General features: G+C 38.9%; 22 protein-coding genes. 11 read left to right on the forward strand and 11 right to left on the reverse strand.

Going from position 1 to position 24,686, the window contains the following annotated elements; genetic code table 11:
* Positions 1–15 precede the first annotated feature (15 nt).
* Positions 16–723 (forward strand): queuosine precursor transporter, encoded by a 708-nt coding sequence (locus MWU56_RS13765; RefSeq protein ID WP_247045287.1) that lies wholly within the window; start codon positions 16–18, stop codon positions 721–723.
* 35 nt (positions 724–758) lie between these two features.
* On the forward strand, positions 759–3,464 hold the full coding sequence (locus tag MWU56_RS13770; RefSeq protein ID WP_247045289.1) for an AsmA family protein: 2,706 nt from the start codon (positions 759–761) through the stop codon (positions 3,462–3,464).
* Between the two features lie 139 nt (positions 3,465–3,603).
* On the opposite strand, the gene MWU56_RS13775 is transcribed toward MWU56_RS13770, so the two are convergent.
* The 4 genes from MWU56_RS13775 to MWU56_RS13790 form a co-directional block, all read right to left on the reverse strand.
* Positions 3,604–4,368, reverse strand: coding sequence for a DUF6090 family protein (locus MWU56_RS13775; protein ID WP_247045291.1), 765 nt, complete (start codon positions 4,366–4,368; stop codon positions 3,604–3,606).
* Between the two features lie 46 nt (positions 4,369–4,414).
* Positions 4,415–5,749, reverse strand: a complete 1,335-nt coding sequence (locus MWU56_RS13780) for a YfcC family protein (RefSeq protein ID WP_247045293.1) — start codon at positions 5,747–5,749, stop codon at positions 4,415–4,417.
* 102 nt (positions 5,750–5,851) lie between these two features.
* Entirely contained in the window at positions 5,852–7,132 is a 1,281-nt protein-coding gene (locus MWU56_RS13785; RefSeq protein WP_247045295.1) for an APC family permease, read from the reverse strand.
* Between the two features lie 43 nt (positions 7,133–7,175).
* Positions 7,176–7,970 carry a DUF2797 domain-containing protein gene (locus MWU56_RS13790; RefSeq protein ID WP_247045297.1) on the reverse strand — a complete coding sequence of 265 codons (795 nt, stop codon included), beginning with the start codon at positions 7,968–7,970 and terminating at the stop codon, positions 7,176–7,178.
* A gap of 98 nt (positions 7,971–8,068) precedes the next feature.
* On the opposite strand from MWU56_RS13790, the gene MWU56_RS13795 reads away from it, so the two are divergent.
* Together MWU56_RS13795 and MWU56_RS13800 are read left to right on the forward strand one after the other, a co-directional pair.
* Positions 8,069–9,580, forward strand: a complete 1,512-nt coding sequence (locus tag MWU56_RS13795; protein ID WP_247045299.1) for a GH3 auxin-responsive promoter family protein — start codon at positions 8,069–8,071, stop codon at positions 9,578–9,580.
* Between the two features lie 175 nt (positions 9,581–9,755).
* Entirely contained in the window at positions 9,756–10,295 is a 540-nt protein-coding gene (locus MWU56_RS13800) for a hypothetical protein (protein WP_247045301.1), read from the forward strand.
* Here MWU56_RS13800 and clpX read toward each other — a convergent pair.
* The 7 genes from clpX to MWU56_RS13835 form a co-directional block, all read right to left on the reverse strand.
* Positions 10,292–11,527: an ATP-dependent Clp protease ATP-binding subunit ClpX gene (gene clpX / locus MWU56_RS13805; protein WP_247045303.1), complete on the reverse strand. Its 1,236-nt coding sequence runs from the start codon at positions 11,525–11,527 to the stop codon at positions 10,292–10,294. The genes MWU56_RS13800 and clpX overlap by 4 nt on opposite strands.
* Positions 11,528–11,615: 88 nt before the next feature.
* Positions 11,616–12,293, reverse strand: a complete 678-nt coding sequence (gene clpP / locus MWU56_RS13810) for an ATP-dependent Clp endopeptidase proteolytic subunit ClpP (RefSeq protein WP_247045304.1) — start codon at positions 12,291–12,293, stop codon at positions 11,616–11,618.
* 90 nt (positions 12,294–12,383) lie between these two features.
* Positions 12,384–13,706: a trigger factor gene (tig, locus tag MWU56_RS13815; RefSeq protein WP_247045306.1), complete on the reverse strand. Its 1,323-nt coding sequence runs from the start codon at positions 13,704–13,706 to the stop codon at positions 12,384–12,386.
* Between the two features lie 99 nt (positions 13,707–13,805).
* Positions 13,806–14,150, reverse strand: a complete 345-nt coding sequence (locus tag MWU56_RS13820; protein ID WP_247045308.1) for a phage holin family protein — start codon at positions 14,148–14,150, stop codon at positions 13,806–13,808.
* Positions 14,151–14,228: 78 nt separating this feature from the next.
* On the reverse strand, positions 14,229–15,728 hold the full coding sequence (locus tag MWU56_RS13825) for a G-D-S-L family lipolytic protein (RefSeq protein WP_247045311.1): 1,500 nt from the start codon (positions 15,726–15,728) through the stop codon (positions 14,229–14,231).
* 139 nt (positions 15,729–15,867) lie between these two features.
* On the reverse strand, positions 15,868–16,638 hold the full coding sequence (locus tag MWU56_RS13830; protein ID WP_247045313.1) for an alpha/beta fold hydrolase: 771 nt from the start codon (positions 16,636–16,638) through the stop codon (positions 15,868–15,870).
* Entirely contained in the window at positions 16,638–17,354 is a 717-nt protein-coding gene (locus MWU56_RS13835) for a pyridoxine 5'-phosphate synthase (protein ID WP_247045314.1), read from the reverse strand. Before MWU56_RS13835 ends, MWU56_RS13830 begins: the two co-directional genes overlap by 1 nt.
* A gap of 86 nt (positions 17,355–17,440) precedes the next feature.
* On the opposite strand from MWU56_RS13835, the gene MWU56_RS13840 reads away from it, so the two are divergent.
* From MWU56_RS13840 to MWU56_RS13870, 7 genes are all read left to right on the forward strand, one after another.
* Positions 17,441–18,097 carry a CBS domain-containing protein gene (locus MWU56_RS13840; RefSeq protein WP_247045316.1) on the forward strand — a complete coding sequence of 219 codons (657 nt, stop codon included), beginning with the start codon at positions 17,441–17,443 and terminating at the stop codon, positions 18,095–18,097.
* A gap of 1 nt (position 18,098) precedes the next feature.
* The gene (locus MWU56_RS13845) at positions 18,099–18,980 is read left to right on the forward strand and encodes an NAD kinase (RefSeq protein ID WP_247045318.1); all 882 of its coding nucleotides are present in this window, start codon (positions 18,099–18,101) and stop codon (positions 18,978–18,980) included.
* Positions 18,981–19,092: 112 nt separating this feature from the next.
* Positions 19,093–19,776 (forward strand): DUF6089 family protein, encoded by a 684-nt coding sequence (locus tag MWU56_RS13850; protein ID WP_247045320.1) that lies wholly within the window; start codon positions 19,093–19,095, stop codon positions 19,774–19,776.
* A gap of 1 nt (position 19,777) precedes the next feature.
* The gene (locus tag MWU56_RS13855) at positions 19,778–20,518 is read left to right on the forward strand and encodes an isoprenyl transferase (RefSeq protein WP_247045322.1); all 741 of its coding nucleotides are present in this window, start codon (positions 19,778–19,780) and stop codon (positions 20,516–20,518) included.
* Positions 20,490–23,153, forward strand: coding sequence for an outer membrane protein assembly factor BamA (gene bamA, locus MWU56_RS13860; protein ID WP_247045324.1), 2,664 nt, complete (start codon positions 20,490–20,492; stop codon positions 23,151–23,153). The genes MWU56_RS13855 and bamA overlap by 29 nt, the downstream gene beginning before the upstream one ends.
* 98 nt (positions 23,154–23,251) lie before the next feature.
* Positions 23,252–24,073, forward strand: coding sequence for an OmpH family outer membrane protein (locus MWU56_RS13865; RefSeq protein ID WP_247045326.1), 822 nt, complete (start codon positions 23,252–23,254; stop codon positions 24,071–24,073).
* 50 nt (positions 24,074–24,123) lie between these two features.
* Positions 24,124–24,633: an OmpH family outer membrane protein gene (locus MWU56_RS13870; RefSeq protein WP_247045327.1), complete on the forward strand. Its 510-nt coding sequence runs from the start codon at positions 24,124–24,126 to the stop codon at positions 24,631–24,633.
* The last annotated feature ends 53 nt before the right edge of the window (positions 24,634–24,686 follow it).

Raw genomic sequence — 24,686 nt, forward strand, 5'->3', positions numbered from 1 at the left:
GTTTTTATAGAGCACATGGCGCAAAAGGACAAGAAGTTAGCATTTTCTATTTATTTATATTTAGGAGCGTTGTTCATTACTTCGTTGGTAGTGTCGAACCTAATCTTTCAAAAATTTTTCCTGTGGAAGCCATTTGGGGACATTACCGTTTTTGGAGCGCCACTTTTTGAACTTTCTGTTGGGATATTACCTTATCCCATTACTTTTTTAATAACTGATTTGATATCTGAAATTTATGGAAGGAAAAAGGCAAACCAAGTGGTCACCGCTGGGATTTTCGCTTCACTTTTCTCCATGGGAATCATATTATTAGCTATTTACTCAACAGCAATTCCCTCATCACCTGTGGATGATGCAACGTTTACCGCTGTGTTTGGGTTGTCGCCATTAGGCGTATTGGCATCTATGTTGGCCTATTTGGGTGCCCAATATATTGATATAACGATTTACCATTTCTGGAAACGGGTAACTAAAGGAAAGATGCTCTGGCTTAGAAACAACTTTTCAACCTTTTCATCACAGTTTATAGACACCTTTACTGTGGTGGGCCTTCTATGCATTTTTGGTGTACTTCCTTGGGACAAGTTTTATGGATTGCTCATTAGTGGAGTTGTTTTTAAAATGATAATCGCCCTCCTCGACACCCCTTTGCTCTATTTTTTCGTATATCTAATGAGAAAAAGATTTAACTTAAAAATAGGAGAGGAAATTTCATTGGATTAAAGCTTCTCCCTTATTTTGTTGTAAAACACCGAAGTATGAAGAAAAAAGTCCTAAAAATTACTGGAATAACCCTACTTGTCCTACTTGCAATTATTATTGCACTCCCCTTGTTTCTTCAAGGAAAAATTGAAGAAATTATCAAAAACAAAGCGAATAGTAGCATGAACGCTACGTTGGATTTTGAAGAAGCAGATCTTAGCCTTCTCAGAAGTTTTCCAAATGCCAATGTGGAAATTGCCGAGCTTTCCTTGGTAAACAAGGCCCCATTTGAGGGTGATACCCTTTTCTCTTCCTCAAAGATAGAACTGGCCATGTCCATAAAAGAGCTTTTTAAATCCGCCGATGAGTCAATTGTCATTAAAACATTCAATATAGATGGCGCCAAAGTGCATATTAAAGCAGATGCCGAAGGAAATGCCAATTATGATATTGCGAAGGAAAGTGAAGAAACATCTTCATCAACCACAGAAGAGGCGACTGATAATTTTAGTTTAAATATGGATTCATACACCATAACCAATTCCGAGATTATTTATGAGGATTTGGCTACTGGAATGAAGTTGGAAATAACCGAAATGAATCATTCCGGAACTGGTGACTTATCGTTGGAAAAATCGGAACTAAAAACCCTTACCGATGCTTTGGTGTCTTTTGAAATGGACAGTACCAAATACCTCAATAAGAATAAAATTAACTTGGATGCGCTTATAGGAATTGACCTGAGTGAGAACAAATATACTTTTTTGGAAAACAAGGCCATGATCAATCAATTACCATTGGTTTTTGATGGTTTCGTGCAGATAAACGAGGAAAATCAAGCGGTGGATATCACTTTTAAAACGCCATCCTCGGATTTTAAAAACTTTTTAGCTGTGATTCCCGAAGCTTATGCTTCCAACATTGAAAATGTGGAAACCACAGGAAATTTTGAGGTGAACGGGGAGTTTAAAGGAGTGGTCGATGATGAGCATATCCCTGCTTTCAAAATCGCCATCAACTCAGAAAATGCATCCTTCAAATATCCCGATTTGCCAAAATCTGTACGAAATGTGTATATCGATACTGAGATTAACAACGAAACAGGTATTGTAGAGGACACCTATGTCAACATTAACAGATTATCGTTTCTGATAGATGAGGATAAATTTAACCTCAATGCCAAAATCAGGGAGTTGATGGGCAACACCAAAGTCAGTGCTCATATGGATGGTAGAATTAACCTGGCCAACATTTCCCAGGCCTACCCTGTGCCGGATGATTACAATCTCAAAGGAATTTTGAATGCCGATGTTACCACGGCCTTTGATATGGCATCCTTGGAAAACAAGCAGTACCAAAATACCAAAACAAGTGGTAAAGCTTCGGTTTCAGGTTTCGAGTACGATTCGGAAGAACTTAAAAACCCTGTGGCTATCAATATGGCAGCGGTTACCTTTAACCCAAATACGGTGAGTTTGGATGAATTTACCGGAAAAACGGGAAGCACAGATTTTGACGCAAAAGGAACACTCACCAATTTGTTGGGCTTTATGTTCAACGATGAAAATATTGAAGGGAATTTTTCCTTGAGCTCTAATCGGTTTGTCTTGAGTGATTTTATGGTAGAGGAAACTGAAGTAGAACAAGGAACAACTGAAGCAGAGACAGGATCTTCCACTACAACAACGGGTGAGGAACAAATCAAAATACCGTCTTTCTTAGATTGTACCATTGACGCCTCTGCCAATACAGTGGTTTATGATAACCTTAACCTGAAAAATGTAAAAGGGACCTTGGTGATCAAAGATGAAACAGCCACCTTAAAAAATCTTACCTCCAATTTGTTCGGGGGTTCATTGGGCTTATCTGGGTCGGTGTCCACGAAACAGGACGACTCTACCTTTGATGTTGATTTAGGAATGAGCGACTTTAACATTGGGGAATCCGTTGCGGGATTAGATCTTTTTAAAGTATTGACACCTTTGGCCAGTGCCATCGAAGGAAAACTAAATTCAGAAGTCAAAATATCTGGAAATTTGAAGGATGATCTAACTCCGAACTTGGCCACCATTTCCGGTGATTTATTGGCAGAACTACTATCACCCACCATAGACACCCAAAATGCACCTTTGGTTTCCGCTTTGGACAGTAAACTTAATTTTTTAAATACCGAGGAAATTAATTTGGATGGACTTAAAACCGCCTTGACTTTTGAAAACGGCACGGTGAAAGTAAAACCGTTTACTTTGAATTATAAGGATATTGCCATCAATGTTGACGGAAGCCACTCGTTTGAAAAACAATTGAATTATTCAGCAACTTTTGATGTGCCTGCCAAATATTTGGGTTCTGAGGTCAGTAATCTTATTTCGCAATTAAACGACGACAGTCTGGAAGAAGTCACCGTTCCTGTGACCGCAAATATTGGAGGTGATTTCACCAATCCATCCGTAAGTACAGATTTAACATCGAGTGTAAAGACCTTGACCTCGAAATTGGTGGAGATGCAAAAGCAAAAATTAGTGAACCAAGGTAAGGACAAAGCAAAAGACCTACTATCCGATGTATTTAATAAGGATGAATCGGATACTACTTCCACCGAATCCAATGGTGTGAAGGAAACCATTGGAAATATTTTGGGAGGAAGCAAAGAAAACGAAGCAACGGATACTTCCAAAACGGAGAAGAAGGAAGAGGTGAAAAATGCTGCCAAATCCATTTTGGGCGGACTGCTCAATAAAAAGAAAGATACCGTAAACTAAAAACTAGGAGGCTGTTTAAAATGTGAGTTTTCGTCAGCCTGAACTTGATTCAGGTTCTCATTATAATTCGTTTGCAATATGATGAGAACTTGAAATAAATTAAGAATGACGTGTCTCAATAGTGTTTGGACAGCCTATTTTATTCCTTTATTTCACTGTCCAGCAAATTTAGAATTTCATCAAGACTTTGCATTAAAGGATTGTAGTGTTCGGTTTCCGTGGACTTACTGGTAATGATAAATAGAAGAATATTGTTTTCAAAAGCAATGGACCTTAAGGCGGATAAGTTGCTGACCGGTTCTTTTTCTTTGTGAATGCCCAGCTCCGATGACATTCCGGTATAGTCCAAAATTGTTCTGATACTATGCCCTTGGGTTCTGAACCAATCCACAATATTGGTCCTTTGGTCGCCGAGAAACTTTTCTTGGTTGGCAATATCGTCCATAGTGGCCACCCAATTGGTAAGCCTTATTCTTAATGTATCATTTGAAACATCCTTTAAACTGCCAGAATTGATCATTTCATTCAAAAGAGAATTGTTCGGGTTGAAGAAAATGTCAAATGCAAAAGCATCAATAAAAAGTTCGGACATTTCCTTTTCCGAAGGTGTTTTCTCCATATCCATGAGGGAAACTATGCTTTTGGCAGCTTCATAACTCACCTTGTTCACCCTGATGAGTTCTTGTAGTTTTAATTTACTTGTCTCAAATTCATTTTTAAGGCCAATGAGGTATGCTTGTTCTTTTTTGTTTTTGATACTGTCTTCATTGGCATTGTTTATGGCAAGAGCGATAAGAATCCCGATGACCACTAGCACAATTTCACCAATGGCATAAAAAATGTAATTGCTTACTTTTCTTTCAGCAATCAATTTTTTTCTGATTTTTCTGAAAAACTTGAGCATATTCTGGCTGAATAGGTTTGTCTAATCTACAAAAAAAAGTCGCAGATTAACTGTAACCAATAGCAACTGCTGTTACTATGGTCAGTGCTCCGACCAATAGTATGAGCAATGTAGGTTTTAGTGCAAATCTGAGCCATTTGTTATAAGGAACGTTTGCTATGGCAAGTATGGCCATCAATGCACCGTTGGTAGGAACAATCATATCGGCCATTATCGCCCCATATTGATAGGCCAAAACACAAACTTGTCTGGATAATCCTATTAAATCCGATAGGGGAACCAAAATGGGCAAGGTTAAAATTGCCTGTCCGGAATAGCTTGGAACCGGAAAATGCAGCAACACATGGGAAACCATCATGAGTACCCCTGATACAGCTGGGGAAAAATTTTGCAATGGGCCAAAAAGACCATAAACAATGGTGTCCATGATCATGCCATCTTGTAATAGGATGGAAATACTATTGGCCAAACCGATTATGATACAGGCAAAGACCATTTCTTTCATACCCGCTATGTAGGTTTCGCTTGTTTTGTTCCAACCCATTTTTGCTACAAGCCCTGCTATGATACCCAAAGCAAAAAAGCAACCTGACATTTCACTAAAACCCCATTCAAATTGAATTATTCCATAAATTACAATGGCGAACGTAAAACCTAATAGTGATAAGATTATTTTACTGCTTAGGGACATCGTTGCATTTTGGGAGGGCATTTGTATTTTTTCAATCCGGTTCCTGTTGGCATAATAAAGGAGGTAAGCCACCCATAAGACAAAGGCGATTATAAGGACTATCATTCGAAGCGAGCTTCCAGAAAGTAAGGGAAGTGCCGCTTCCTTTTGTGCGATGATGACCCCAAAGGGGTTGGAGGGACTAAAAGAACTTCCCAAAACAGTGGAGCCGTAACTGGCAAAAAGCATGGTAAAGACATTGTACCCCATACTTTTTCCGAAAAGCAACAAAATGGGCGTCATGGCAACGACTTCTTCCTGAAGCCCAATAGTTACCCCGCCCGCGGTAAAAAGTGCGACAATGAGTATAAGTGCCAGACTTTCTCTTCCCTTTAACAATGATACAAGTTTTACCAAACCGTGGTTAAAGGCTTCTGTTTTTTCAATGATACAAAAACAACCTCCAATCAAAAGTACTAGGGCAATAAGCTCTGCCCTTCCTACAATCCCCTTTGGGATGGAGACCAGAAGATCGAAAAATGAAGGGCTACTTGTATTTTTTAATGCATAGGAATCGTTGACCACTTTTGTAATTCCAGTTTCTGGGTCCACAATTCTTTCGTAGCTTCCTTGGGGTACGATATAGGTGAGTATCCACCCTAAAAAAATTACCCCGAGCAGAATTACAAAAGCATTTGGAAACTTTTTCATTTGGTTGGTTTAAAAGTTTGGTGGGGGAGGGCGTAAAATTGATAACTTCCTGAAAAATAAACCTTTTTATTGATATAGCGCTATAAAACAGTACGTTGGGGCTTATTTTCTATTGCTCTCAAACCATTTATATAGATACTCGATCAAAAAGCAAGAGCCCATAATGGAAATGGAGATAATCACGCCTGTTCTGTTGCTAGTATACTGTTGTTGTAGCAAAACAAAAGTGGCAACGGTGCAAAGGACGAAGCCTATTAGCGGAAGTGCTTTAATACTGTTGGTCTTATTGGATAACTTAAAACCTACGAAATTGACCATGGCAAAGATGAACAGGAAGCCTACACTGCCCGCAGTGGAAATACTTTCCAATTTTAGGGTGTTGGTCAAGATAAGGGTTAGGATGGATGTGATTAGGAGACCGATGGGCTGGTTCCATAACTGATACGTGAATTGGTGGGGAAGTTCGTCATCTTCGGCAATTTCATAACTTACGCGGCTGCCTCCGTAAAGCGATGCATTTATGGCTGAAAAAGTTGAGATAAGCGCAGCAATTGTGATAATGGTAAAGCCTGTTTGTCCCAGCATGGGCTTGGCAGCTTCAGCCAACACGTAGTCCTCGGCTGTTTTAATCTGATCAAATGGAAGAGAACCAACGGTTACTACTGCGATGATGATGTACAAAAGGACCACAAAAATTATGGAAATGTAATAGGCTCTGGCAATATTCTTTTTCGGGTTTTTGATATCGGGGGCGGAGTTGGCAATCAATTCAAAACCTTCATAAGCAACAAATATGACCATTCCACCAGTCAACAGTTGTAAGGGTGCTTCCCAATTTTCGGGAGATAATTGTTCCAAATTGGGGTTGCCCATCAATCCATATAGGCCAACACAGATAAACGCTATTAAGATCACAAGTTTTATCACCACGGCATAGGATTCTATCATACCAACCACTTTAACACTGTAATAATTGATAATGGAGGCCAAAATTATAATGGCACTTGCATAAATGTGAAAATCCAGTTCGCCACCTGTCAACGAGAGCAGGTTTGGGGCATAGGAACCAAATGCCGAAGCATATAGCGATAGCATGATGATATAACTTACCCATAGCAAATTGTTGATGCCACCACTAAATATGGTTTTACCAAAACCTTGGTTTATGAACTTTACGGTGCCGCCCCTATCCGGAAAGGTATTTGAAAGTTTTACGTAGCTATATGAGGTTATCAAAGCCAAAATGCCGGCAAAAAGGAAAGCAATGGGCGTACCGCCTTTGGATAAGGTCACGGCCAAGCCCAAAACTGCAAAAATACCTCCGCCTACCATGCCCCCAATCCCAATGGAGATGGCTTCGGTAAGTTTTATTTTTTTGCTCATGCCTGTTTTGTTGAAGTAGCGGTTTAAGTTTTAGATGCCAATATCAACTTAAATTGATGCCTACATAATACCCTTCACTCCCCCTTACATTGAACACTGTATTATCTTCAAAAATAAGATACTGCCCTTTGATGCCTTTAAGAACGCCTTTGTAGCTCGGTGTTTTATCCAAATTGAGACTCTTTACCTTTTCAGGATATTTTAAGACGGGAAAATCTAAATGTGTTTCTTCTTTGTCATCCAGATAATAATCTATTACCTCATCAGGAATACTGGCCTTTAATTTGTTCCGCCATTCCACCAAGTCCACATCCTCAATATCGTTTTTCAGCATTTTTTGCCAGCTGGTTTTGTCACTGACAAACTCTTTTAACGCGACTTCTGTGATTCCAGCCAAATAACGGTTGGGCACCTCTACGATTTCAATCGCTTCATGTGCACCTTGGTCTATCCAACGTGTGGGAATTTGGGTTTTACGGGTAACACCAACTTTAATGTTGCTGGAATTCGCTAAGTATACAATGTGTGGTTGTAGCTGTACTTTTTTTTCAAATTCAAGGTCACGGTCCACCTTGTCCAAATGCGCGGTGCTCAATTCGGGTTTCATGATCCAATCACCCGCTTGGGGTGTTTCAAAAAAACAAGATTTACAAAACCCCTGTCTGTAGATAGGTTTATCTTCCCCACAGTTTAAACATTGGTATTTTATGAAATCTATCTGAAGCTCCTTGTTCAGACTTTGATTCATGTTGATAAAGTCATTTTTAAAAACCAAATAATATTGAATGGGGCTTCCAATCTCGGTCTGCATCTTTCTCAGGACTCCTTCGTATAGCATATTAAAATGAATGTGTTTGTCTTATTTGAAAATGAGGGTTAGAAAAGCTATTTTAGCAACTGTACCAACCTAAGTTTCTTTGGTTAAAGATACCTAAAATGGCAATACCATTATTCAACTCCATCGCGTCTTGGCTATTACGTAAACGCTATCATCAAATAGAGCTTTTTTTAAAGTACCCTTTGGAAGTTCAGGATGAGGTGCTGCACCAACTTGTGGATTTTTCGAAAGACACCATGGTAGGAAAACAGCATGGTTTTCAGGACTCGTTAAAGTATGAAGAGTTCAGAAACCGGGTGCCTATTGTAACTTACGAAGATATTGCACCCATGATAGAGCGTACCAGGCGAGGCGAGCAGAACCTTTTTTGGCCAACCTCCATAAAATGGTTTGCAAAGAGCAGTGGCACTACCAATGCCAAGAGCAAGTTTATACCTGTGAGTACAGAAGCCCTTGAAGATTGCCATTATAAATCAAGCAAAGATTTATTGTGTCTTTATCTAAACAACAATGAAAATTCCCAGCTTTTTACAGGTAAGGGACTCCGTTTGGGTGGTAGTAAGGAGCTATATGAGGATAATGGAACCTTTTTTGGTGACCTTTCCGCTATTTTGATTGATAATATGCCGTTGTGGGCCGAATACAGCAGTACACCCAGTAACAAGGTTTCTTTAATGACGGAATGGGAATCCAAACTGGAGGCGATTATCGAAGAGAGTATACGAGAAAATGTGACAAGCTTGGCTGGTGTGCCTTCTTGGATGTTAGTGTTGTTGAATCAAGTATTGGAGAAAACGGGTAAGAATCATTTGTTTGAGGTATGGGAAAATCTCGAGGTCTACTTTCATGGAGGGGTTAGTTTTACACCCTATAAAAATCAATACGAAAAGCTACTGCCCAGAAATAAGTTCAATTATTACGAAACGTACAATGCGTCTGAAGGATTCTTTGGTATTCAAGATCAAAATAATTCAGATGAGCTGTTGTTGATGTTGGATTATGGCATTTTTTATGAATTTGTTCCTTTAGACTCCAATGGACAAGGCGAACTTGCCATCCCGCTTTGGGAAGTACAGTTGGGCGTCAACTATGCATTGATCATTACTACAAATGCTGGATTGTGGCGCTATAAAATCGGGGATACCGTTCGATTTACGTCCAAAAATCCATATAGGATTAAAATTACAGGCCGAACCAAACACCATATCAATGTTTTTGGAGAGGAACTGATTATTGAAAACGCAGAGGAAGCCCTAAAACAAATTTGCGAAAAAACCGATGCTGAAATCATGGATTATACCGCTGCACCCATCTTTATGACGGGCAAGGAAAAAGGCGCCCATGAATGGATCATAGAATTTAGAAAACCCCCAAAAGACACAACATTCTTTACAGAAGGATTGGATAACGCTCTAAAGGCCCTTAACTCTGATTACGAAGCTAAGAGGTACAACGATGTTACCTTGAAAATGCCAAAAGTGCATATTGCGCGTAAAAACTTGTTCCACGATTGGCTGAAATCCAAGAATAAATTGGGAGGACAGCATAAAATCCCCAGACTGTCCAACAATAGAGATTGTTTAGAAGAGTTACTTCGAATGAACACTTAAGAATGATTTTTTACATAACGTACATCTTTTGTGTGATTTACGAAAACGTTTTCGTAAGTTAAGGTCATTCGTCGTTGAAATTTTTCTGTTAAACAAATAAAAGAGGATTTGTGACGTTTATTAGTGAAATTTCGGAGGATTAATTCCTATAAATAAACACAAAACCATTACTACCATGGCAGAAAAACTTGTTGTAATTTCAGATAAGTGGGGAGCTAAAAAAGGATTATGGATAGCCTCATATTTTGGCTATCTTCAACAATACTACGATATTGTTTTCCACGATTCCCAACAACTTGGGGATATCGATGTTTCTATATCTTCGGAAGAAAATATAGACAATGCCTTTAATGAACAAGGAATAGATAGAGCTGTCTCCAATTTGCTTAGGAAAGAAACAGAACCAGCTCATTATTTGGCATTTGGAACGGGAGCAACTATAATTTATAAAGCTTCTTTAAAAAAATTGCCAGCCAAATCCATAACCGCGATTTCTGCTATTGGGATTGAGTCGGAAGTAGAAATACCCAATACCAAAATAAAATTAATATACGGAGATTGCGATTCTTGTAAACCGCAATTAAAATGGATTCAAAGGGTAGGGGCAGATATTAAAATGGTCCCCAATTTTGGACATACCCTTTATTCGGATGAAAAGATAATTTCAGAAATTAGCCTTGAATTGTTGGAAAATATCACAAAAAAAGCGGTTTAAGAAACCGCTTTTAATTTTTTGACTGTTTCGTACGATAGTTTTTTCTCGGCATAACCCTTGGTCACCTTGAACTCAGTTTCATTACTACTTGGCAATGTAAACATGGCGTCGGTGAATACGGCTTCACATAAAGAACGTAAACCTCTTGCACCAAGCTTATATTCCACAGCTTTTTCCACAATGTAATCCAATGCCTGGTCGGTAATGGTAAATTTAATGTCATCCATTGCAAACAGTTTTTCATACTGTTTTATAATGGCGTTCTTAGGTTCTGTTAAAATGGCCCGTAGTGTTTTTGCATCCAACGGGTTCATGTGGGTAAGTACCGGGAGCCTTCCTATTATTTCTGGAATAAGACCAAACTCTTTTAAATCTTTGGGTATAATATACTGGAGTATATTTTCTTGATCCAGATTTTCTTCTGCTTTTGATGCGCTATAGCCTACGGCTTGCATATTCAAACGTTTGGTTATAATACGTTCAATACCATCAAAAGCACCGCCCGCCACAAATAGTATATTTTCTGTGTTGACTTCTATGAACTTTTGGTCGGGGTGTTTACGACCACCTTTAGGTGGAACGTTCACAGTGGTTCCTTCCAATAGTTTTAAAAGTCCTTGTTGAACCCCTTCCCCAGAAACATCTCGGGTAATGGATGGATTATCGCTTTTTCGTGCGATTTTGTCAATTTCATCAATAAAAACAATACCACGCTCCGCTTTTTCCAAATTGTAGTCTGCGGCTTGTAACAAACGGGTCAAGATACTTTCTACATCTTCACCAACATACCCTGCCTCAGTTAAAACCGTTGCGTCAACAATGGCAAGGGGTACATTTAGCATTTTGGCAATGGTCTTGGCGATAAGTGTTTTTCCTGTACCTGTTTGACCAACCATTACAATATTACTCTTCTGTATTTCGATTTCCTCGTCCTTACCTTTGGGTTGCATCAATCTTTTGTAGTGGTTGTACACTGCAACGGACATTACCTTTTTTGTCCTTTCTTGACCAATAACAAAAGTGTCCAGAAAATCATGGATCTCCATTGGTTTTTTCAAGACCAATTCGGAAGATAAATCTTGATTTTTGGTTTGTTTGGACTCTTCGGCTACAATGCTATGGGCTTGTTCTATACATCTATCACATATATGTGCGTCTAAACCTGCAATCAATAGATTGGTTTCCGGCTTTTTTCTGCCACAAAAAGAACATTCCAAGTTTTCTTTTGCCATAGTAATCTAATCTTCAACCCTTAATAACGTGAAAAATATGGATTTGTTCTACGTTAAATGGCTGTTTTTTAAATAATTGGATATTTTTTTATTTTTCTCTCACTAAAACTTCATCGATCATTCCGTATGCTTTGGCCTCAGGTGCTCTCATCCAATAATCACGATCACTGTCTTCGTATACCTTTTCAAATGTTTGACCAGAATGCTTGGAAATGACCTGATACAGTTCGTCTTTGATCTTGAGTACTTCTTGTGCTGCAATCTCGATGTCACTTGCTTGTCCCTGTGCTCCTGAGAGTGGTTGGTGGATCATTACTCTTGAATGAGGTAATCCACTACGTTTGCCTTCCTGTCCAGCGCAGAGCAGTACAGCTGCCATGGATGCGGCTATTCCTGTGCAAATAGTGGCTACGTCAGGTTTTATGAACTGCATGGTGTCATATATACCCAAGCCGGCATATACGCTTCCTCCCGGTGAGTTAATATATATTTGAATGTCCTTTGAGGCATCTGCACTCTCCAAGAAAAGTAACTGTGCTTGTACAATATTTGCCACTTGATCATTTATTCCTGTTCCCATAAAAATAATCCTGTCCATCATCAAACGGGAGAAAACATCCATGGCAACTGCGTTCAATTGCCTTTCTTCAATGATATTCGGGGTCATGTTCATAGGATACATGGTACTCATGATCTTGTCATAGTACATGCTGTTTATGCCATGGTGCTGGGTAGCGTATTTTTTAAATTCTTTTCCGTAATCCATAGGATTTAACTCGATTTATCTTAAAAAAAAGGTGCCGAAAAATTAGCTTTCCGGCACCGTAAAGATACTTAATTTTCTTTTAGTGAAGCCTTAGCTGTACGCTTCCTTGATAAAATCATCATAAGGTACTTCCTTAACCTTAAGGTTGGCTTTTTCTTTATAAAGGTCCAAAAGTTTTTGGCTCATCAACTGCTCGGATAGTCTCTTTACTTCGTCCTGATTGCTCATTACCCTTGCAGCAACACTTTCCAATTCTTCTTCTTTTGGGTCCATATGACCATATTGTGCCATTTGAGATTTGATGAATCCTTTGGCGAAATCCTTAAGTTCATCAAATTGAACTTGAAGTTCGTTCTCTTGGATGATTTTACCTTCGATCAATTGATAACGAAGACCTTGCTCGGATTTTTCGAACTCTTCTTTGGCCTCATCTTCGGTTAGTGGGTTTTCACCACTGATCTGAATCCATTTTTTCAAGAATTCGGAAGGAAGCTCAAATTTGGTTTCGTCGATTAATTTTTCGGTAATATCGTTCAATAACTTTTGATCGGATTGTTGTTCGAATTGTTTTTCCGAATCTTCCTTGATTTTATCTTTCATTTCTTGTTCGGAAGTTACTTTACCTTCTCCAAACAATTTGTCAAAGAGCTCTTGATCCAAAACTGCGGGTTCTCTTTCGTTGATTTCCTCAATAGTGAAAGTTACATCGACTTTTAAACCTTCTGCTTTATCTTGGGCAATACCTAAAGCACTGGAAAGGAGGTAATCTTCTTTAAACAGTCCTTTTGTAGAAAGGGTAACAGTATCTCCAACTTTTTTTCCAACTAGGGCATCAATAGCTTTTTTACTTTTGATTTTGTCCATCTCAATGGTTGCCTTGTGGTCAATTTCCTCTGCTTCATTGGCAAAGAGACCGGTAATCTCATCTGATTTGCCCACTTCGGTCTTGGAAATCAATTTTCCGTATTGCTTTTGAATACGCTCCACTTGTTCCTTGATCATTTTCTTGTCGGCCACTATTTTATAATGCGTGACCGCTTTTTTGGTCTTCAAGTTTACGTCGAAGCTAGGGGCAAGGCCTAATTCAAATTCAAAATCGAGGCTGTCCTTATCCCAGTCAAAATCGTCTTGTTGTTTTGGAAGTGGATTTCCTAAAACATCCAATTTTTCTTCTGTAAGGTATTTGTTCAGATTGTCTTGTAGCAATTTGTTCACTTCATCCACCAAAACGGCCTTTCCGTACTGCTTTTTGATAAGTCCCATCGGAACTTGTCCTTTTCTAAAGCCTGGAATGTTAGCTTGTTTTCTGTAATCCTTCAGGATTTTCTCTACTTTGTCTTGATAGTCTTCTTTGCTTACAGCAACTTTTACAACTGCATTAAGATCGTCAATCTGTTCTTTGGTTATATTCATCTCCTACCTAATTTGCTTTTCAAAAATGGGATGCAAAAGTAAGTCTTTTTTGTGTTGTCGACAAGTTTTTAAACCGTTGACTTTCAAACAAAATGATTTCTATTGGTCTTCTTTTAAAATAGAGTGTAAAATGGCTTGTAAAAATGAAAGCAATAGACTGAAAATGATGGCCCACCAAAAACTGGTCACATGGAAACCATCAATGAGATTGGATGTTAAAAGAATTATTATAGCATTGATTACAAGTAAGAAAAGTCCAAGGGTGAGTATGGTAATGGGTAATGTTAGGATGACCAATATAGGTTTTACCAAAAAATTTAGGAGACTAAGTACAACGGCAACAATAATTGCAGTCATTATTGAGTCTACTCCTACGCCAGGCAGTACGTAAGATAGTATTACAACGGCCAAGGCGTTCAACAATAATCTTAAAATAAGTTTCATAGGTTTGTTTTTAGTGTTCTTGTAAATAAAAAAGGCACCGTATATCGGTGCCTTCAAGATAAAAAAAATAATGTTTGCTTAGTCAATATATAACCCGGTATATTCCAAAGGATTTACACCTGGTAAATTAGATCCGTATTTTGTGTTTATTGCTGCAATAAATGCATTGGCTACAATTGCGTAGCCTCTCGGTGCTGGATGAACACCGTCCAAGGAAAATCCTCCGCCGGTTGCAAATTTGGCATTCACAATACTACCGTCAGCTTGTTGGAATCCAGTGCTGTTCAGTTCGCCCAATAGGGAATTGGCATCCACAAAGGCAAGGTCGTAGGCAGTTGCTAAACCGGCAATGGTTTGGTTGTACGAATCCAGTGCTGTTTCCACAAGATCTTGTTCGTCGGGTGTCAAAACCCACTCATCTCCCAAAGGAACGGCAACTCCATTTATGGATGTTGGGTTGTTCGGGTCGGCAAGGGTACCAATAAAGGAACTTGCTGTAAGTACCAGTAAGTCTTTATCTGTAGCTTGTCTCATATTTGTCAATGCAGGATTGAAACCTGTCAAATCTGTTAAATCCTCATCAAAGATCACTACAGCGTTACCTTCTCCTGGCGAAAATGTGATGGTTCTTTGTGTCAATTCTTCTTCGGAAATCAAATTCAGTTGTTGTAACTGGGCCAAACCGGCATTATAAGCGCCATAGGCGTCCATACTATTTAAAAAACCGGCCGTAGCTTCATCCAAAGGGATAGGGTTGTGTGGAACGGTGGTAAAATATGGTATATCTGTTACATTGGGCAAATTAGCTATTGCACCTTCCGCTTCATTGGCTGTCATTGCTTGCAAAATACCATCAAGTGCTCCAGCGAATACATTGGGGTCTGTAATATCATTTCTAGAATAAGTGCTTGGATCCAGATTTCCTGCTTGGTCAACACCGGTTCCTCCACCAGTAGCATATTGTAGAATATCGTTGGCTCCTACCCATACGGTAAAAAAAGTAGCCCCCTGCGCTGCAGCATCACCGATTACAGTGGCTGATTCGGAGGAAGAAAATCTTGCGAAATAGGGGTTCGCGGTTCCTAGGCCCACTCCTGCGACGCTACCATATCCGGGCGCAAGCAATTCGTAACTTTTTGATCCAGGTACACCCATATTGTTGTATGTTCCAGGCAATTTAACGGCGACATCAGTAGTGCCTTGTCCTTCAACAGGGACGGGGCTTGGACTTTCGCCTAGAAAGGATAATATTAATCTATTGCCAACTAATGGGTTTCCTTGAAGAGTCATCCCTCCTAAATTGTCCGCCATTAAAGGTATTTCAAAATTTCCACCTCCGACCAATGCAAAATTTGAGGCCAACATGTTCGGAAAAGATGCTGTTTGACCGTCAATGAACAAAGCATTATCGGAATAACCGGCAGTCAATGAGTTTCCAATGGCTACATAGTTGGAAAAATTTGCAGTTCCTGCAGTATATGCAACGGGCTCTGGGGTTGGTGTGTCGATTGGGGTATCATCTTCGCATGCAATCAAGAATAAGCCTAGAAATGGGAGAAAGGCATAAAACTTTTTCATATCAAATTATCTATTTCAGTTAGTAGTGTATGTTTGTTGTCATGGTAAAACCAGAACTAACCAAATCTATATTAAATTTGTCATACAGACAATTAAATGGGCAAAAAAATTATGCATGCATAATAAAAAGGGGCTAATTTTAAGAATTTAAAAACTTGAGACTCTTTTCAAAAAACTGTTTTGGATTTTCTGCATGAAGCCAATGGCCAGCATTATCTATAGTTTCGATATCGGCGTTCGGAAAGTGTTTTTTGATTTCCATAAAATCGTTGGTTTGTATGTATTCGGAACGATCTCCTCGTAAAAATAGGGTTGGTCCGTTAAATACGGCGTTGGGATATATATTCTCGCCAATATCCTCCATTCGGTTTTCGAGTACTTTATGATTGAAACGAAAATCTAACTTTCCTTTTTCTGCCCAATACAGATTTTTTAGTAAAAACTGTCTAATTCCTTTATCCTTAATATATTTTGAAAGCTCGTCATCGGCCTCCCTACGGTCTGATATTTTATCCAAATCCAATTTTGAGAGACCATTGAAGATAAAATCGTGATGGGGTGGATAAAATTTTGGGGCAATATCGGCTACAATCAATTTTGATACTCTTTCTGGGTGTGAAGTTGCCAATTGCATGGCTGTTTTGCCACCCATGGAATGGCCCATTATATACGCGGTTTCTATATTGTGGTGGTCCATGTAATTGATGACGTCATCGCTTAGCAGGTCATAGTTGAATTCAGCGGCATGAAAACTTTTACCGTGGTTTCGTTGGTCTACCAAGTGGACTTCAAGCCCGTTTTCGGAATATTTGGAACCTAAGGTTTTCCAATTGTCAGACATTCCCAAAAAGCCATGAAGTATGATGAAAGGTTGCCCTTGTCCCAATATTTTTGAATGTAATACTTCCATTATTTTAAACGATCTAAATACATGTTCACAACATTTTCAAGACCTAGGTAAAGGGATTCGCAAATCAATGCATGTCCGATGGAAACTTCTAAAAGATGTGGAATTTTTTCTTTAAAATATTTGATATTGTCCAAATTAAGGTCGTGCCCAGCATTGAGTCCGAGACCAACTTGATGTGCCATTTCAGCCGCTTTGATAAAAGGGGCAATACCTTCTTCTTTATTGTCTTTTGTAAATTCTACGGCATAACTTTCGGTGTAAAGTTCGATTCGGTCCGTGCCGGTTTCCGCTGCTCCTTTTACCATGTTATCATCAGGGTCCACAAAAATAGAAGTACGGATACCGTTTTCTTTAAAAGTTGATATCACATCAATCAAAAAATCTTTGTGTTTTACAGTGTTCCAGCCTGCATTGGAAGTAATGGCATTTTCTGCATCGGGAACCAATGTTACTTGGGTCGGTTTCACTTCGAGCACTAGATCGATAAATTTTGGAATGGGATTGCCTTCGATGTTAAATTCTGTAGTGACCACTTTTTTCAGGTCTCTGGAATCTTGATAACGAATATGACGTTCATCAGGTCTTGGATGTATTGTGATGCCTTGGGCACCAAAGGATTCGATATCCTTGGCTGAAGTTATAAGGTTGGGCATGTTGCCGCCTCTGGAATTTCGTAAAGTTGCCAGTTTATTTATATTGACACTTAACTTTGTCATGGAGTTCTTTTTTAGATTGTCAAAAATAAGAATTCGGCATGCCTTTTGCCATTTTAAATTAGTATTTTGCACTTAATACATGACTTATGAACATCCAAGATAAAATAATCAAAACAGTTCCAGTTTATGAGGTTTCTGAAAACTTGAAGGACGTAATCACGTTTTTTGAAGAGACCACGTATTCCCATGTGGGTGTGACAGAGCACAGTGCTTATTTAGGATTGCTCTCCGAAAACGACCTTGCCTGTTTTGAACCTGAAAAAAAGATTGAAGATTTTAGGTTTGAAATGGAGGATTTTTTTGTGACGAAGGATACCGGTTGGTTGGATTTGCTTGAAATGTTTTCTAGGAACGAAGCCAATATATTGCCCGTTCTGGATGAGAATCGTTTAGTTGTTGGTTATTATGATCTTGAAGATGTAGTGGATGTATTTATTGACACCCCTTTCTTTAGGGAGCCTGGAGCTATTTTGATAGTTTCAATCGGGGCAAAAGATTATTCATTTAGTGAGATTGCCCAAATTGTTGAAGGTAATAATGCACGCTTGTTGGGTGCTTTTATCACCGCATCAGAGAACGATATCGTACAAATTACCTTAAAAGTCGGTGCGCAGAGTTTAAATGAAGTGGCCCAGACATTTAGAAGGTATAATTACACCATAATTTATGGGAACAGCGATGATCAGTTCTTGGAAGATTTGAAGCAGCGTTCCGATTATTTGGAAAAATATCTTAACGTTTAATATGAAGGTAGCCATTTACGGTCATTCATTTCAAGAAGACGACCAGCTTTGTGTAGAGGAGCTTTTGGAGGAATTGAAAAAGTTGAATGCGTCCGTATATGTTGAGGAAAGTTTTAATGAACTCATAGCTCTAAGTACCAAAGAACTTGTTAAGGGAACATTTAGCCAATCCAAAGGGTTGGACTCATCTTTTGATTTGTTTGTGAGTTTTGGAGGCGATGGGACTATGTTGCGCGCCGTTACATATATAAAAGATTACGGAATACCCATAGTTGGGGTGAATACTGGGCGTTTGGGTTTTTTGTCCACTTTTAAGAAAGAGAACGTACGTAAACTGGTAACCGAGTTTAAGGCAGGACATTATACCATTGTAGAGCGTAGCTTAGTGGAAGTGGAACTGAACTCTGAATTGGATGAGTTCAACGGCCTCAACTTTGCTTTGAACGAGATTACAGTAAGCCGCAAGGACACCACATCCATGATTACGGTAGAAACTTGGTTGGACGATGAGTATTTAACGTCTTATTGGTCCGATGGTCTTATTGTTTCAACCCCGACAGGTTCAACAGGCTATTCTTTAAGTTGTGGCGGTCCAGTAATAGCACCATCTGCAAAATCCTTGGTGTTAACACCTATTGCACCTCATAATCTAAATGCCCGTCCGTTAGTGATTTCTGATAGCACCCAGATTAGGTTAAAGGTTTCCGGTAGGGAACAAACACATTTAGTGTCTTTGGATTCGCGTATTGCCGATATTCCAAACGGGAAGGAAATTCGAATCAAAAAGGCAGATTTTACCATAAAAATGATTGAATACAAATCTGAAAGTTTTTTAAAAACATTGCGCAATAAACTGCTTTGGGGGGAAGATCGACGCAATTGATATCATTAAAAACAATAAAAGAAACGAAAAACTGTTTAACAAGGGAGAACAATTTTAAATATAATTCTATAGAACTTCCTTTACTCTTAATTCTTCAAACTCTTTGGATCGTATGCGGATAGTTTTGGCTGTTTTTCTATGCTGTGTGATAAAAGTAAGTGCACAGACCTACGAGATAGGTGTGTTTGCCGGGGGCGCCAATGTGATAGGTGATGTAGGGAGGACAAATTATATTTTACCTTCAGGGCCTTCATTTGGTGGAATCTTTAAATGGAACAAAGGCAAGCGTTATGCTTGGCGTGCTAGTGTGCTTTATGGGAACGTTACCGCCGATGATAGCAAATCTAATATGGAGTCCAGACGGCAAAGGGGATACCAAGTCGATAATTCCATTTTGGAATTCTCCGCAGGACTGGAAATTAACTTCGTGGAATATAACCTACATAAGCTCGGACCGGCCTTTACACCCTACCTTTACACTGGTTTCACCTATTTTAGATATGATTTTAATTATATTGATGCCCTTCAAATGCAAGATATTAACCAAAAAGAAGGTAGTTTTGCAATTCCAATGACGGTTGGGGCTAAGTATCGTTTAAATCAATTTCTGATTCTTGGAGCCGAAATTGGGGCCAGATATACTTTTACGGACAATTTGGACGCGAGTAACCCAGAAGGTTCCAATTTTGAGCAATTCCGATTCGGAAATATATTGAGCGATGACTGGTACGTTTTTTCAGGTATAACTTTGACTTATACCTTTGGACGTAAACCTTGCCAGGATTGTTTTCAATAAAATGAACACACTAGAGGATTTAGACAAAAATAAACTACCACAACATATCGCCATTATAATGGATGGTAATGGAAGGTGGGCAAAACAACGTGGCAAACTTCGAATATTTGGACACGAAAATGGAGTGGATGCCGTTCACCAGACCGTTGAAAGTTGTGCGAAGCTGCAAATCCCTTTCTTAACCCTTTACGCCTTCTCCACTGAAAACTGGAAGCGACCAAAGAATGAGGTGGATACTTTAATGAGACTTTTAGTAAATGTGCTAAAAAAGGAATTAAAGACTTTAAATAAAAATAATATACGGCTAAAGACAATTGGTAAAACAGACACTTTGCCCAAAAAAGTACATAAAGAACTCACCGAGGTTATGTCCAAAACCGAAAACAATTCGGGGATGATACTTACGCTTGCATTGAGCTATGGCTCTCGAGAAGAGATAAAAACAGCGGTTCAAGAGATTGCGGTCAAAGTTAAAAATAACATAATTTCCCCTGAAAATATTGATGAAACAGTTATAAATACACATCTTTACGCGCACTTTTTGCCTGATGTAGACCTGCTAATACGTACTAGCGGTGAATGTAGGATAAGTAATTTTTTACTTTGGCAGATTGCATATGCCGAATTATATTTTATTGATGTATTTTGGCCTGATTTTAGAGAAAACCATTTGGTACAGGCCATATTAAGTTACCAAAATAGAGAACGACGATTTGGAAAAACGAGCGAACAACTTAACTAAGGGTATCACAAACTCCATACTTTTAGCCTTTTTTATCCCCTTATTATTATTTTCAGTGAAGGGTGTTGCCCAAGAAACCTCTTTTGAAGAGGGCAAACAATATATATTGGGCGGATTAACGGTAACAGGACTGCAAAGTTATAACGAGCAAACTGTAAAAAGCTACACAGGGCTGCGAGTTGGTCAACCAATAAAAGTGCCGGGAGATGAAATTAGTGCAGTGATCAAGAAACTTTGGAACCTGGATTTGTTCAGCAATGTTGAAATGTTCTACACCAGCATCGAGGACGACAAAATATTTTTGGAACTAAGTATTACAGAACGTCCAACACTGAACAATGTAATAGTATATGGTATCAAAAAACGAAAAGTTGAAGATATCATTGATGACACCGACCTCAAAAAGGGTAAAAAGATTACGGAGAGTTTAATAGCCAACACTAAAAACTACCTTCAGAACAAGTACAAAAAACAAGGCTTTCTTAATGCCAAGGTAAATATCGCTACCTCTGCCGATTCTACAGGGAACAATCTTCAGAACATGGTCATCAATGTGAACAAAGGAGATAAGGTGAAAATTAAGAGCATCAACTTTGAAGGCAATGAAAAGCTATCTGATAAACGACTTAAGAAATCATTAAAAAACACCAAGAAGAAAAAATTCTACCGTTTTTGGAAGAAGTCCAAATATATTGCGGCCGATTTTGATGAAGATCTTTCAAGTCTAATGGATACCTATGCTGAAAGAGGGTATAGGGATGCAAGAGTTCTATCGGACACTTTTGTGAAATTGGACGAAAAGAATATTGAACTTACCATAAAGGTAGAAGAAGGAGATAGATACTATTTTGGTGACATTAACTTTGTTGGAAATTCTGTGTACACCGATAGGATGTTGAGTCAAGTACTAGGAATTAAAAAAGGGGACACGTATAACGGGGTTTTGCTGAAAGAGCGAATCGCAGACGATTCAGACCCAGATGCAGCTGATTTGACCAATCTTTACCAAAATAATGGATATTTGTTTTCCAGTATTAACCCGGTTGAGGTATCTGCGGTAAACGATACCATCGATTTTGAAATACGAATCATTGAAGGGAAAGAGACCTTTTTGAATCATGTAACGGTATCTGGTAACGACAAAACCAACGACCATGTTATATATAGGGAGATCCGCACAAGACCCGGTCAAAAATATAGTAAATCCAACATTGTAAGAACAATACGTGAATTGGGTCAGCTTGGATTTTTTGATGCCGAACAAATAGTTCCGGATATTATTAACCCAGACCCCAATGCAGGAACCGTAGATGTTAATTACAGTCTGGTTGAATCAGGATCTAGCCAAATTGAATTGCAAGGTGGTTTCGGAGGTGGAGGTTTCATAGGTACATTGGGTCTATCTTTTAGTAACTTTTCCTTAAAGAACATTTTTAACAAAGAAGCTTATAAACCGGTTCCCATGGGAGATGGTCAAACTTTTGCTCTGCGTTTGCAGGCGAGTAGGACATTCCGTGTTTATAGTCTGAATTTTTCAGAACCATGGTTGGGAGGTAAGAAACCGGTCAGGTTCAATCTGTCACTTTCCAGGACACAGCAATTTGCTACCGGTTATGACCAGAATGGGCGTTTGGATGTTGATAAATCACGTGGTTTTGCCATTACAGGGCTTTCGGCTGGTTTGGCCAAACGAGTACAATGGCCCGATGATTTCTTTACGCTATCACATTCGGTCAGTTATCAGTTGTACGATTTTAACGATTATAACAGTGGGCTCTTCAATTTTGGTAACGGTAGTTCCAATTCCTTGAGCTATACCTTTGGAATTTCCAGAAGTTCACAAGGGCCTAGCAGAATATTTCCCACTTCAGGTTCTAATTTTGAGTTGACAGCGAAATTTACACCTCCATACTCTTTGTTCAGTGGAAAAGATCACAAGCAATTGAGGCAAGACATCGACGATACCACCCAGAGACTTTTTGAAATTGGACAGCCAGAGACGGCAGAGGAGCAGCTTGAGTTTGAACAATTGAGCAATGAGCTGGAAAGCATGGAAGAGGAACGCTTTAAATTATTGGAGTACTACAAAATAAAATTTAAGGGTGATTGGTATACTACGCTAGTGGATAAACTAGTATTGCGTACCAATGCAGAGTTTGGATTTTTAGGAGCCTATAACCACGACATCGGGGATGTACCCTTTGAGCGTTTTTATGTAGGAGGTGATGGTCTTGGAAACTTTACCTTGGACGGCAGGGATGTGGTGCAGCTACGTGGTTATGAGAACCAGTCCCTCACACCATATATTTCAAATGCTATAACTGGTAATTTGGAGCAGGACGGTGGAACAATTTATAATAAATTCTCATTGGAGTTGCGTTATCCACTTACTTTAAAGCCATCTGCTTCGATTTATGCATTATCTTTTTTAGAGGCAGGTAATGCGTTCAACAATTTTAACGATTATAATCCGTTTGAGTTAAAAAGATCTGCCGGAATGGGGCTGCGTATATTCATGCCAGCATTCGGACTATTAGGGATTGATTTTGGTTATGGCTTCGATTCAGATGCCCGTCCAGGATCGGTGGGGCCAAGTGGCTGGCAAACACACTTCATCATCGGGCAGCAATTTTAATCAATGAAAAAACGTGTATTGCTAATTTGTAAATGTTTCATTTTAAATTAATTAGTAATTTTGGCACGATATTTTCTATGTAAAATGCGGAATCAAAGATGAATACCAAAGTTCTTTTATCAATAGTTGTTTTGATGTCTTCTTTATACGGATTCTCTCAAAGGGGTGTGCGTATTGGATATGTTGACATGGAGTATATCTTGGAAAATGTTGAGGAATACAGGGATGCTACGGAACAATTAAATGCCAAAGCTCAAAGGTGGAAGCAGGAAATTGAACTGAAGCAAAGTGTTATCGATCAAATGAAAAAAGATTTGATGGCAGAAAAAGTACTTCTTACTGATGAGCTGGTTTTAGAACGAGAAGAAGAAATCCAGATTTTGGAAAAAGAAATGCTGGACTATCAACAAGATCGTTTTGGACCGCAGGGAGATTTGGTATTACAAAAACAACTGTTGATTCAGCCTATACAAGATCAGGTTTTCAATGAGGTTCAAAAAATCGGTGGTAATAAAAGATACGATTTTATTTTTGATAAATCCGCAGATGTTGTAATGTTGTATTCCGAAAAACGGCACGATATAAGTGACTTGGTCCTAAGAGAGATAGGTCGCACTAGAAAAGTGAGCGCTTCCAATAAAAAACAACAGGAGCAAAGTCGTTTGGAACAGTTTAAAGAAGAGGAGGGCCAAATCAGCGAAGCCTTGAAAGAAAGACAGGAAAAAGCTGAGCAGGCTCAAGTAGAAAAAGAAAAGGAAGCGGAGGAACGGAGAGCTGAAAAGCTACAAGAACGGGAAGAACGAAAGAAAGCATACGAAGAACGGAGAAAGAAACTATTGGAAGAGCGTGAGGCCCAACGAAAAGCTAAATTGGAGGCACGAAAAAAAACGCAAGAACAATCAAAGGATTCAATAGGATAATTATATATTGAAACACTAAATTTAAAGTCAAAATAGTAACGTAGAGAATCATGAAAAATGTAAAAAAGATTGCTGTAGCCATAGTATTATTTGTTGCGGCTACGGGTTTTGTAAATGCACAGAGCAAAGTTGCCCACATTAATGTACAGCAACTATTGTCAGAAATGCCAGAGATGAAGACTGCACAAGCTGAATTGAAGAAATTACAGGAAACCTATAGAGCGGATATACAAAGCTCAATGACAGAGCTTCAAAATAAGTATACCCAATACCAAAACGAAGCTACTTCAAAAACAAGGGAAGAAAACGAACAAAGAGCAGTAGAGCTTCAAGGATTCGAAAAAAATATCCAGGAGGCTGAGCAAGCCGCTATGCAAGAAATGCAAACAAAGCAACAAGAGTTGTTCGCACCAATATCAGACAAAGCCAAGGCAGCTATTGAAAAAGTTGCAGCAGCAGAAGGGTTTGATTATGTAATCGACGCAAGTCCAGGATTGAGCCTAATCGTAGCTAAAGGAAAAGATCTTTTGCCAGCTGTAAAGCAGGAATTGGGCTTTTAGACCAGCGTTTTAAAAATATTTTAAAACCGCTTTTTTTAAAAAAGCGGTTTTTT

This window comes from Allomuricauda sp. F6463D, from assembly GCF_023015965.1.
Lineage (GTDB): Bacteria > Bacteroidota > Bacteroidia > Flavobacteriales > Flavobacteriaceae > Flagellimonas.

What these genes read in the sequence shown, in the direction of transcription:
- MWU56_RS13820 (WP_247045308.1), bottom strand. Translation starts at nt 14,150, where the DNA reads ATGAAACTTATTTTAAGATTATTGTTGAACGCCTTGGCCGTTGTAATA.
- MWU56_RS13865 (WP_247045326.1), top strand. Translation starts at nt 23,252, where the DNA reads ATGAATACCAAAGTTCTTTTATCAATAGTTGTTTTGATGTCTTCTTTA.
- MWU56_RS13785 (WP_247045295.1), bottom strand. Translation starts at nt 7,132, where the DNA reads ATGAGCAAAAAAATAAAACTTACCGAAGCCATCTCCATTGGGATTGGG.
- MWU56_RS13855 (WP_247045322.1), top strand. Translation starts at nt 19,778, where the DNA reads ATGAACACACTAGAGGATTTAGACAAAAATAAACTACCACAACATATC.
- MWU56_RS13775 (WP_247045291.1), bottom strand. Translation starts at nt 4,368, where the DNA reads ATGCTCAAGTTTTTCAGAAAAATCAGAAAAAAATTGATTGCTGAAAGA.
- MWU56_RS13830 (WP_247045313.1), bottom strand. Translation starts at nt 16,638, where the DNA reads ATGGAAGTATTACATTCAAAAATATTGGGACAAGGGCAACCTTTCATC.
- MWU56_RS13825 (WP_247045311.1), bottom strand. Translation starts at nt 15,728, where the DNA reads ATGAAAAAGTTTTATGCCTTTCTCCCATTTCTAGGCTTATTCTTGATT.
- MWU56_RS13870 (WP_247045327.1), top strand. Translation starts at nt 24,124, where the DNA reads ATGAAAAATGTAAAAAAGATTGCTGTAGCCATAGTATTATTTGTTGCG.
- clpP (WP_247045304.1), bottom strand. Translation starts at nt 12,293, where the DNA reads ATGGATTACGGAAAAGAATTTAAAAAATACGCTACCCAGCACCATGGC.
- MWU56_RS13765 (WP_247045287.1), top strand. Translation starts at nt 16, where the DNA reads ATGGCGCAAAAGGACAAGAAGTTAGCATTTTCTATTTATTTATATTTA.
- tig (WP_247045306.1), bottom strand. Translation starts at nt 13,706, where the DNA reads ATGAATATAACCAAAGAACAGATTGACGATCTTAATGCAGTTGTAAAA.
- clpX (WP_247045303.1), bottom strand. Translation starts at nt 11,527, where the DNA reads ATGGCAAAAGAAAACTTGGAATGTTCTTTTTGTGGCAGAAAAAAGCCG.
- MWU56_RS13850 (WP_247045320.1), top strand. Translation starts at nt 19,093, where the DNA reads ATGCGGATAGTTTTGGCTGTTTTTCTATGCTGTGTGATAAAAGTAAGT.
- MWU56_RS13800 (WP_247045301.1), top strand. Translation starts at nt 9,756, where the DNA reads ATGGCAGAAAAACTTGTTGTAATTTCAGATAAGTGGGGAGCTAAAAAA.
- MWU56_RS13835 (WP_247045314.1), bottom strand. Translation starts at nt 17,354, where the DNA reads ATGACAAAGTTAAGTGTCAATATAAATAAACTGGCAACTTTACGAAAT.
- MWU56_RS13795 (WP_247045299.1), top strand. Translation starts at nt 8,069, where the DNA reads ATGGCAATACCATTATTCAACTCCATCGCGTCTTGGCTATTACGTAAA.
- MWU56_RS13790 (WP_247045297.1), bottom strand. Translation starts at nt 7,970, where the DNA reads ATGCTATACGAAGGAGTCCTGAGAAAGATGCAGACCGAGATTGGAAGC.
- MWU56_RS13780 (WP_247045293.1), bottom strand. Translation starts at nt 5,749, where the DNA reads ATGAAAAAGTTTCCAAATGCTTTTGTAATTCTGCTCGGGGTAATTTTT.
- MWU56_RS13845 (WP_247045318.1), top strand. Translation starts at nt 18,099, where the DNA reads ATGAAGGTAGCCATTTACGGTCATTCATTTCAAGAAGACGACCAGCTT.
- MWU56_RS13840 (WP_247045316.1), top strand. Translation starts at nt 17,441, where the DNA reads ATGAACATCCAAGATAAAATAATCAAAACAGTTCCAGTTTATGAGGTT.
- MWU56_RS13770 (WP_247045289.1), top strand. Translation starts at nt 759, where the DNA reads ATGAAGAAAAAAGTCCTAAAAATTACTGGAATAACCCTACTTGTCCTA.